Below are 10,541 nucleotides of genomic sequence, written 5' to 3' on the forward strand. Positions count from 1 at the left end.
CGTATCCGGTCAGGCCGTGAAGAGCTCTGAGGTGTCGGTGAGCACGTCGGTACTGTCCGGGACGGCGGATCCGGACCGCACGAGACCGCCCGCCACCAGGATCCTGCCGTCGAGCAGTTCGGCCGTCGTGAAGGCCCACCGGCCCTCGACCATCCCGCCCGTCGGCGTCCAGGTCTTGGCCTGCGGGTCGTAGACCTCCGCGTTCTGGTAGCCGACGTCGAACGTCGAGTCGTCGGTGCCGCCGATCACCAGGAGTCGTCCGGAGCGCAGCAGGACCGCCCGGTGGTGGCTGCGGCCCGTGGACATGCTCTCGACGGGGGTCCAGGCCCCGGTGGCCGGGTCGTAGCGCTCGGCGGTCCACTGGCTGTACGGGTTGTAGGTCCAGTCGTCCTGGAGTCCTGGGCTGTCGCCGCCGGTGACCAGAACGGTGCCGTCGCGCAGCAGCGTCGCCTGGTGGCTCTTGCGCACGGAGGCCAGGTCCGCCGTGGGGGTCCAGCGGCCGGTGACGGGATCGAAGAGCTCGCAGAAGGACTGCCCCGCGTACAGCCCTCGGCCGATCGGGCACATGCCCCCGGCGACCAGGACGCGGCCGGTGCGCAGCAGCACCGCCGGGTGGCCGCAGCGCACGTCGTTCATCGGGTCGGCGGTCCGGGTCCACTCCTGGCCGACCGGATCGTAGATCTCCGCCGAGCCCAAAGCCATCTGTGACGACGCCGACCGGGGGGTGAGGCCGCCCGCGACGAGGACCTTGCCGTCGGCGAGCAGCGTCGCGGAGTGCGCGTATCTCCCCTCGTGGAGCGCGCCGGTGGCGGTCCAGCCGCGGGAGGCCGGGTCGTAGATCTCGGCGGAGGTGACTCCGGACTGCGACACACCTCCGTACGGGCCGCTCAGCCCTCCGACGGCCAGGACTCGTCCGTCGCTCAGCTTGGTCAGGGTGTGCAGGCGGCGGCTCACCGAGAGCTTGGCCGCGGGTGTCCACTTCTTGGTGGCCGGGTCGAACAGGGCGGTGGTGTCCTGTGCGTTGCGGCGCACGTCGTCGCCGCCGGCGATCAGGACCGTCCCGTCGTTCAAGGTGGCGGCCCCGGCGTCCGTGCCGGCCCAGTAGCCGGGGGCGGGCAGCGGGCCGGCCGCGGTCCAGCTGCCGGTGGCCACGACGGCATCGGCAGCCGTCTCGGGGGCCGGGACGCGCCCCGCGGCCAGGGAACGGTGGGTGTTCACGCGTGGTCTCCTCATGTCATTCGGGGGTGGGCGGGGCTTCGACGAGGCGGTAGGGGCACACCAGGAGCAGGTCGGTCACCGCCTGGGGGTTGAGCCGGTCTCCGGTGCGCAGCTGCTCGGGCAGCGCCCGGATGGCGTCGCGGGACACGGTGACGGTCACCGTGGCGTCGTCGCGCGCCCGCAGCGTCACCCCGGTGAGCCGGGCGTGCGGCTGGCCGTCGAGGGCCGGGTCCGCGGTGAGGGCGGCGTCGGCCCGGCCGCCCGCCGAGGTGGTGACCCGGAGCGGCAGCGGGTCGCGGAACGACCGCAGATACGGGGTGTCGGCGTCCGGCGCGGTCTCCCTCGACAGCACCAGCACCACCTGGGCGGCGCCGACGTCGATGCCGAAGTCCCGGAAGAGGTAGGGGAAGCGGTCCTTGGTGATGCCGAACTCCAGCGCGGCGGGCTCGGTCCCGGCGGGGGCGAGGAACCTGCTCCAGCGGTCCGCGTACTCCCGTCGCGCGCTGAAGGCGCGGATCAGGCCCTTGCCGCCGCCCGCGTGCACCCATCGGGCCAGTGCGTCGCGCAGGTCGTTCTCGGCCGCGGCGGCGAGCGTCGGCCCGCCGTCGCGCGCGGTGTAGCGGATGTGGAACACCACGTCGGTGATGGAGGCGTAATCGAACTGCCGGTAAGTCGTGGGCAGTTCGAGCTGCCACTCACTGATGGCCCCCTCCCCCTCGAAGGGCAGATACCGCTCATCGTTCAGGTTGGTCTCGAACAGGCCGCTGTCGTCGTGGCCGGTGCTGGTCACGATGGACTGGACGGGGCCGCTGTAGTCACGGAACCGCGGGTCGGCCGCCTTGTCCCGGCCGTACGCCTCCCCCTCGGTGATCCGCGGGTCGGCCCGGACGCTGCTGTGCAGCAGCCGGGCCGTCAGGTTGACCGAGGTGTACGGTCCCGCGACGCACGGCACGGTCAGGGCGACGGTCTTGATCCGCCGCTGGTAGTGGCCCGGTCCGTCCAGGTCGAAGACCGCCTCGGGCAGCGAGACGTAGCAGCGTCCGGTCTCCTTCAGCCGCAGCAGCGCGTTGGCATCGAGTTGGGCGAGGGAGACCCGTTTGGTCAGCTCGAACTCCCGGGCGTTCGCGTCGAGGTAGGCCGCGTCCATGCGGTTCAGGTCGCCCGCCAGCCGCTCCCCGGCCAGCAGCCCCTTGTGCAGGCTGTCCCAGTAGCCGAAGGTGATGAAGTCCGAGTCGGCGACGGCGAGTTCGTGCCGCCAAGAGCGCTCGGCGCGCTTGGCCACGTCGTAGGCGAGCTGGTACGCCTGGAAGTACACGGTGGACAGTTGTCCGGCCATCCAGTCGTAGAGCTCCGTGCTGGAGAACTTGCCCGCGAGGAAGCTCGCGACCTCTCGGGCCTGTTCCCGCTGTCTGTCGTGGTTGGCCAGCTCCCGCTCGGCGATGGCCTGCCGGATCTCGGCCGCGGCGATCTGCTTGTCCAGCTGGGCGCTGTCCAGGCGTGCCTGCCCGGCCTGGAAGGTCCACTCCTCGGCCCGGCGCTGGTAGCCGCCCAGGGTCTGCGCCGCGCCGCCCTGCGTCGTCAGGGCACCGATCAGGCTGCCGAGCGAGCCGGCCAGGCTGTTGAGGGCACTGGTGAGGTTGTTGCCACCGAACTGGAGTCCCACGGTGAACGGGGAACCCACCTTGGCCTCCGGGAAGAGGCTGGTGATCGCGGCCGCCCCCTGGAAGCCCGCCGCGATGTACTGGAGCGTCTTGGCCTCGCCCGACAGGTCTGCGTGCGAGGTCTCGGACGCGTTCATGAACTCGCGGCTCGCGTAGTACTCCTCGCGGTGCTCGGCGACCGCCTTGGAGCGCTGCGCCGCGCTGTACGCCTCGGCGGCCTCTGTCACCTGCTGCCGGCGCACTTCGCGGGCCGCGTCGAGCAAGGTGACCTCGTGTCCGGCGCGCAGCCGGGCGAGCGCCTCGACGTCCCGCTTCTCCAGAGCGTCCAGCACTCTGGCCCCGAATCCGGCCACCGCGCCGGCGAGTTCCTTCGCCTTCGCGACCATGCCGGTGAAGCGGTAGTGCGGCAGGGGTGCGCCGATATCGCCGAGTACCTGGCCCAGATCGACGCCCGCGGCGGTGGCCCGGACCAGCAGCGAGGGGTCGATCGGCGGACCGAACAGGGCCACGTCGCGGCGTACGCCCTCGATGTCCAGCGAATTGCGGATCTTGAACAGCCGGTCGGCCACGGTGTCCCAGTAGCCGACGAGTTTGTCGTTGCGGGGCAGGCAGAAGTAGTACAGCCAGTTCAGGTTCACTCCGGGCAGCAGGTTTGCGGACGCGTCGCCGCCGACGGCGCCGACGAGCACGTTCTCCACGGCGACGACCGCGTCCCGCACCGGCCGGTCGGCGTTGAGGAGTTCGCGGTAGCTCTGCGGCGCGGGGACACCTCGGGTGATCTCCTGCGGACGCCGGCCGAGCAGCTCGGCGGCGAGGACGTACAGCTGGGTGGCCTGGTTGATCGTCTCCAGGGTGTTCTGGCGGAACAGCTGGTCGGCCCACGCGATCAGGTTGTCCAGGTACTTCATCACCACGGCCTTCTGATAGGCGGTGGTCCGGGTGCGGGCTACGGCGTCCGGCTGGAAGGGGTTGCGCAGCCAGTTCCTGACCGCCTTGAGAGTCTCGTCGTCGCCGAGCGCGGTCTTCTCCAGGATCCGCTCGATGCGCTGCTGGTAGTAGGTGTCCGCGCCCGCCTCGAAGAACGGCTTGGTGATCCAGAAGCGCTGCGGCCGCTCGGCCTCGGAGTCCCGGTTCGTGGGATCGAAGATGCGGTGGAACCACTTCAGCGCCTCGTCGAAGCGCTGGTTGGCGGAGAGCCGCTCGGCGATGAGCAGAGGCACATGGAAGAACAGTTCCCAGTTGTACTCGGCGTAGGCGTCGCCCAGCGCGAACTCCACGGGCTCGCCCGGGTAGGGCCGGATGATGCGGTCCTTGTCCTCCGTATACGGCTTGTACATGTCCGGCGAGGCGAAGTCGAAGGGGCCGGTCCACCGCTCCGGGTGCAGCTGGAGATTCCGCTCGTAGACGCCCGCGAGGCCGGAGCGGGCGTATTCGTAGAGGAACGCGTTGGTGTGCGGGTGGTAGAAGGGCAGGAACCGGAACTTGACCACCGTGGCCATCTCGGCGGCGAAGGCGCACGCACCAAGCGTCCCGTCGTCGGCCGTCTCGCCGGGCCCGGCCGCGAGGTCCCCCGGCACGTCCCGCCCCTCCATCAGATAGGTGCGCGTCCCGTCGGTGAAGTACTTCAGGTAGCGCTGGACGGGGTCGCGGAACTGGTACGACTCGTACAGCCGGTAGAGATGGCGCCCGGGCGTCGCCTGGAAGAGGTAGATCTGCCTCGGGTCGAGCGGGTCCGACAGCGGGTCGAAGACCGACATGTGGCTCCAAGCGGTCCCGGGGAGGATCTCGTCCTCGACGCGCTCGTTGTAGTGCACATCGGCGAAGAGGGTGTCGATCGCCGGCGGGGGTCCGGTGTACGTCTCCCTGGGGCGCAGCGCCATGGGGTCGATGTAGACGCTGTTGCGGCGCAGACTGAAGCGGAAGTTCCCCGAGATGTGGTGGGTGGGGTTCGGGTTGTATCCCGTGTCGCTGTAGACCAGCCAGAGCAGCAGGTCCCCGGACGGGCCGTCGATCTCCGGCAACAGGACGTACTTGTAGATGTTGGCGGCTGCCGGGATCCCCATCTTGATGTCGGTCTCCAGCGCGCCGTCGGCGATCTTCTTGGCCTCCCAGCCGCCGTCCGCGTACCGGCCCCAGTTGAGCTGGACCTTCCAGTACGTCATCGGGTCGGGCGGCATCTCCGCGCCCTCCCCGATCTTGAACTTGTCCTTGACCTGCTGTTCGGTCAGCGAGGCCCAGAACACGTACAGATGGCCGTTCCACACGATCGGCACGATCATGTCGGTGTCGAAGTCGAGGTCGACCTTCTCCCACGGTGACCACGTGGTGCGGTTCTCCCACCGCCGGAAGTGGTAACTGCCCGGGGAGGCGTCCGTGCGGGCGAAGACGTACACGGTCTCCCCGTCGGGCCTGACGTGGCAGTACGAGCCGACGGGCCTGAGGTGGGCGATGTCGTCGAGCTTCTCCAGATAGTGCACGAAGGCCTTCTCGACGTTGGCCTCGGTGACCTCCTTCTGCATCAGCTCGTTCTCCAGCTCAGCGAACTGCGGCGACTTGCCGATCCGCAGCTCCGGCTCGAAGTAGTTCTCCGGGTAGAGGAAGACCTTCTGGTTCGCCTCCCACAGCCGGTACGCCTTCATCCACTCCCAGCGCTTCCAGTACTCGGCGTTCGGGTAGATGAAGACGTCTTCGAGGTTGAGCTGGATGCGCTGGATGTACAGCTGCACGCTGAAGATCGCCTGCGCGATGCGCGTGGTGAGCTGGGCGGGGCCCATCTCCACGTCGATCAGGAAGTAGTCGAAGAGGGTGTTGGTGTCGTGCCAGCGCGGCTGCCCGGTGCTGTCGCGCCGGGGGTTGGCGATCAGCTGGCCGACGAGCGCCACCCGCTGCTTCTCGCGCAGCCTGTCCCGCAGCGCTCCGCCGACCGCGGGCCAGTCGCGCAGACTGTGCCGGGCCTTGGCCGCCTGCCACGCCGACTGCGCCGCTTCCGCGTCGACGTCCGCGGGCAGCCAGGCGGCGGCACGCTCCGCCGATACCCCCAGCCGGTGGACGAGGGTGATCGCCGAGAGCAGCTGCAGCAGGCCCTCCTCGCCGTAGAAGTCGGCGGGGGCGGTCAGTCCCAGCAACCCGTCACCGGTGAGCACGTCGAGATCGGCCGGGTCCCACCCCGTCTGACGGACGAGTTCGGCGGTGACGTCCGCCGCCGTGGTTCCGGGGACGCGGGCGGCGGTGAAGACGGCGCGGAGCGTCCGGGCGTGGCCGGGGACGCGGTCGCGCAGCCGCGCCAGTCCCAGCAGCCGCACGAACCGGGCGAACAGCGTGGACGGGCCGGGCAGGGCGGTGGTGGGCAGTGTGTTGAGGTCCAGCCAGCCGGCGCTCGCCGCGTATCCGAAGACCCACGGGATCTCCTCGGCGGTCACCGACAACCGGGACAGTACGAGCGCCACGCGGTGCACCAGCGTCAGGGTGGTGAACTGCTCCGGGAAGCCCTGCGGGGCGACCTCCACCGCGGGGTCGCTGCCGACGAAGCGGGGCGCCAGGAAGTCCTGCAGCGCGGTCGGCTTCGACGGCGAGCGCAGCCAGACGCCGAGGAGGACGTCCGCGACGGCGGTGTCCAGTCCGGCGGCCTGGCCCACCTGCTGCTTGACGGTGGTCTCGCTGAGCCGGCGGCGCAGATACGGGTTGAGTCGCTCCAGCACCAGCTTGAAGCGGGCCGCGGGCGAGGTCCGTGTGTCGAACAGCGTCCGCCGGTCGGCCGCGGTGACAAAGCCCTCGCCGGGCGCGGGAGGCTCGTCCTGCACGTGTCCCAGAGCGTCGACGGCCTGTCGGTAGGCGTCGTCGTCCCAGGCGGCGCGGACCGCGGCCAATTCGTCGGGCGGCAGATAGGCCCGTGAGCACAGCGCCCCGCGGGTCACGTCGTAGAAGACCGTGCCTGCGAGCTTGGCCGGCAGCTTCAGCACGGGCGGTTCGACGGCGAGGGGCACGGTGTACAGCGGCGGGCGCAGCGCCTTCATACGGGTCGCGGTGAAGGTGCGGGGCTCCTGGTAGAGGGTCTCCACAGCGGCGCGCCAGGTGTCGGTGGCGCCGGGCAGCCGGTTCAGGGTGTCCCGCTCGGCGTTGGTCATCGGCCCGGTGAAGACCAGCAGCCGGCTCTCGCCGTCGTACCGCACGGGCATGCCGGTGAGCTGGAACAGCCCGTCGGGTACGCCGTGCACGGTCACGGCGTACTGGACGGTTCCCAGCAGGGTGGAGACGGCCTGCTGCACGAGCCCGGTGTCCCAGCCGAGCAGGGCCAGGTGCTTCTTGGTCAGCTCGCCCTTGTCGTCGCTGGTCTTCGCGGTCTGCTCGTGGACGGTCTGGAGTGCGGCGCGCAGGGCGGTGAGGGTGGCGGACTGGGCGTCCGCGTCCGGGATCGGGCCTTCGTGGGCGGGTACGGAGGCGGTGAGTACCGCGTCCACCTCGGGCACGGTGAAGCCGCGCGCGTGGAGCGCGTCGACCGCGTCGAGGAACCGCTCGGTGGCGAAGACCAGCGCGTCGACCGGGGGCAGCGCGGCGACGGGAGCGTCGGGGTGGCCCGGCCGGGTCAGGAGTCCGCCGGTGAGAAGTTCCGGTTCGTCGCCGCCGGCGCGGGCCGGCAGCAGAGGGTGCGCCGGGTGCCGCATCGGTACGCCGGAGCGCAGGTCGGGCTCGCCGCCGTTGAACTGGTCCGGCGGGATGGGGAACGGGCCGCCGCTGCCGTAGAGCTCGATCAGCCGGAGCAGCTCGGCGATGGGCAGGTCCAGGGCGCGGGCAAGGGTCACCGTCCGGTACAGGGCGGACAGGTTCGCCAGGGTCAGGAGCCGGTTCGGGGTCACCGAGCGGGGGCCGGTGACCAGCTCGGCGAGTTCGGTGTCGGTGACCTCCAGGACGGCGAGCAGGGCGGAGGTGACGGCCGGGGCGAGCAGATCGCCGATCACGGCGAGCTCGGCGCGCTCCGGGTTCAGGGCGAACGGGCTCGTCTGTCCCGGTTCCAGTTGGACGACGGAGGGGTCGAGGAACAGCCGGTCGTACAGCGCGGGACGGTCGCCCGTGGTGTAGCGATGGGTGGGCAGGGGGCCGTAGAAGACCAGGGCCTGTTCGCGGGTCAGCCGCAGCCGCTCGGCGAGCCGCTGGACGGCGACGGCACCGCGCAGGGTGGTGGCGTCGAGACGGCCCTGGTTGTTGGCGGACATCACGACGTGGTCGAGGTCGAGGACCGGCCAGTCGAGCGCCCGCTGGAGGCGGACGAAGCGGTGGAGACGGTCGAGTGCCGCGGCGTCCAGGCCCCTCAGATACAGATTGTTGGTGTCGCAGGGCGAGCCGCCGTCGCTGGCTCCTATCCGGATCGTGGCGCGCGGGTTGACGAAGCGGGTGTCGAGGATCGCGAGCAGGTCGGCGTAGACCAGGCCCGTCGCGTCCAGCATCCGCCGTACCACGGTCAGCTTTTCGACCAGGTCCTCGGGTGCGGTGGCGGCGGGCAGGCCGTAGAACTCGGCGAGCGTGCGCCCAGGGGTGAGCGGCTCGCCCGCGACGATCCGCCCGCCCACCGGTGGCAGGCCGACGCGTTCGACGGCCACGGCTGTCCCGGTCGCGGTGGCGGGCCGCAGGGCGGCCATCAGCGCGTCACGGCGGACACCGAGGTGGGTGAGGCAGACGCGGGTCTGCTCACCCCACAGATCGAAGGGCAGAACGAACGGGTACACGGCTGTGCGCAGCACCTCGTAGGCGTCGGCGTTGACGTGCTGCGGCTGGGCGCGCAGTTGGGCCGGGTCGCCGCTGGTCTGCCGTCGGCGGGCGGGGATGTGCGTGGGCGACACGGCGTCTTCGAGCAGCTCGCTCACCAGGTCCGCGTACGGCAGCTGAAGGTTGGTGTTGTCGCAGGTCAGCTCGGTGTCCCAGAGGTCGGGCCGACGCCGGTACAGCGCGTTGGCGACGTGGCCCTCACCGCCGGGGGGCTCGGGGTCGCCCTCGATGCCGATGTCGCGCAGCGAGAGCAGCAGATCGACGAGGTACGCGGCCTGGCCGTGCACGGACCGGCAGTCGGAGCAGGCGCAGTAGTCGGGGGAGCCGAACAGTTCCTCCCAGTCGGGAATCTGGGCGGCGAGCGTGGCGGACGCCGTCGGCGAGGACAGCCAGGGCAGGTCGAAGTGGGCCGCGGTGCGCAGGTCGGCGACGAGGGTGGCCGCGGCCCCGTGCACCTGCGCGGCGCGGGCGTGGACGGCCCGCGCGCGCTCCTCGCCGAGGGCGTCCGCGAAGTGCCGCACGAAGGCGTCCCGGCCCGCCTTCGCCACCGCGTACGCCGAGTCGAAGCCGTGGTCGCGCAGGGCCTTCACCACGTCGTACCGCGGGCTGAGCACGGCGAGGCGCTGGAGGCCGGCCAGTTCCTCGCGCGCGGCCCCGTCGGTCACCGTGGCGGCGTCGACGCGCGTGGTGGTGAGGTCGAAGTCGGGGTGGTCGGCGAGGAAGGCCGCGGCCGGGGAGTCGGCGGTCTCGGCGGCGAGGCCGTGCGCGAGGTGGGCGGTGGGGTGGGCCTGGGCGACGAGCCCGGCCACGAGGTCGCCGTACGGTCCCTCGATCTCCTCGCCGAGTGCGAAGGCGCTCCGACAGCTCTGCGGCACGCCCGTCTCGGCGGCCAGCGCCGCCCAGTCCGCCCCGCTGAGGCGGGCCAGCTCGCCCGGGTGACCTAGCTCACCGGCGTCGAACCGGTCCAGCAGCGTCTTGACGAGGGGCACGTTGTTGCCGGTCGCCGAGCCTAGGCGGAGCGTGAGCCGCAGCCGGTCCGCCTCGGCGGCCGGCTGCGCGGCCCAGAAATCCGCCGCGTCCGGGCGGTCCAGGTAGGCCCGGTACACCTCGGCTCTGCGGTCCGCGTCCGGAACGGCGAGTGCGAACAGCTCGGCGACCGGGTCCGCCGGCGCGGGGTCGGGCGCGGCGACCGCGGCCACCTCCTGGTCCCGCAGCCCGTGCGCGAAGGCGTCGAGGTCGGCCGGGTCGGCCACGCCGGTCACCCCCGCGTCGGCGGCGGCGAGCAGCGCGGCGCGCAGACCGGCCGGCGAGGTGCGCGCCAGTGCGGTCAGTGCGGACGGCAGACCGAACCGGAGCAGCGCGTAGAAGTGCTCGGCGGGCAGTCCTGTGGTGGCGGCGTGCCGGGCGGCGGTGGCCGCGTAGCCGATCTGCGCCGTGTTGCGGCCTGTGGCCCGCGCCAGGAAGCCGAGGTCCTGCCGGTCGCCGCTCTGGGTGAGCTCGGCGAGCGCCGTGCCGTCGAGCAGCGGGGTGATCTCGGCCAGCAGCCGTTCGTACTCCGTGGTGCCGTCCGCGGGCAGCGTCAGGTCCACGCGCTCACGTGGTCCGGGGGCGGTGCGCAGCAGTTCCGCGGTCAGCTCGCCCCCGCCGGGGCGCGGCCGGCAGGCGCGGACGACGAGGTCCGCGGGGGTGTCCGGAGCCGGGCAGGAGAGGCGGTACGTGCCATCGGGGCCGGTGGTGACCTGTCCGGCCGGTGCCTCGGACCGCAGCCGCCGCCAGGCGACGGTCACCACGGCACCAGCGGCGGGCGATCCGTCGTGGCGGGTCACCGTGCCGGTGAGGGTGTGCGCTGCGGGCTGCTCTGGCTGGGTGGCGTTGGTGTGCGGGACGGACATGTGTCTTCTT

At 71.7% G+C, this 10,541-nt stretch carries 2 protein-coding genes; both read right to left on the reverse strand.

Annotated elements, in window-relative coordinates; genetic code table 11:
• Positions 1-9: 9 nt before the first annotated feature.
• Entirely contained in the window at positions 10-1,218 is a 1,209-nt protein-coding gene (locus ACWDZ7_RS26265) for a Kelch repeat-containing protein (RefSeq protein WP_451800274.1), read from the reverse strand.
• 16 nt (positions 1,219-1,234) lie between these two features.
• Entirely contained in the window at positions 1,235-10,531 is a 9,297-nt protein-coding gene (locus tag ACWDZ7_RS26270; protein WP_451800275.1) for a Tc toxin subunit A-related protein, read from the reverse strand.
• Positions 10,532-10,541: the final 10 nt, after the last annotated feature.

The organism is Streptomyces sp. NPDC003032 (genome assembly GCF_053591415.1).

Bases quoted from the DNA above. Each gene is read 5' to 3' on its own strand.
- ACWDZ7_RS26270 (WP_451800275.1), bottom strand. From the start codon at position 10,531: ATGTCCGTCCCGCACACCAACGCCACCCAGCCAGAGCAGCCCGCAGCG.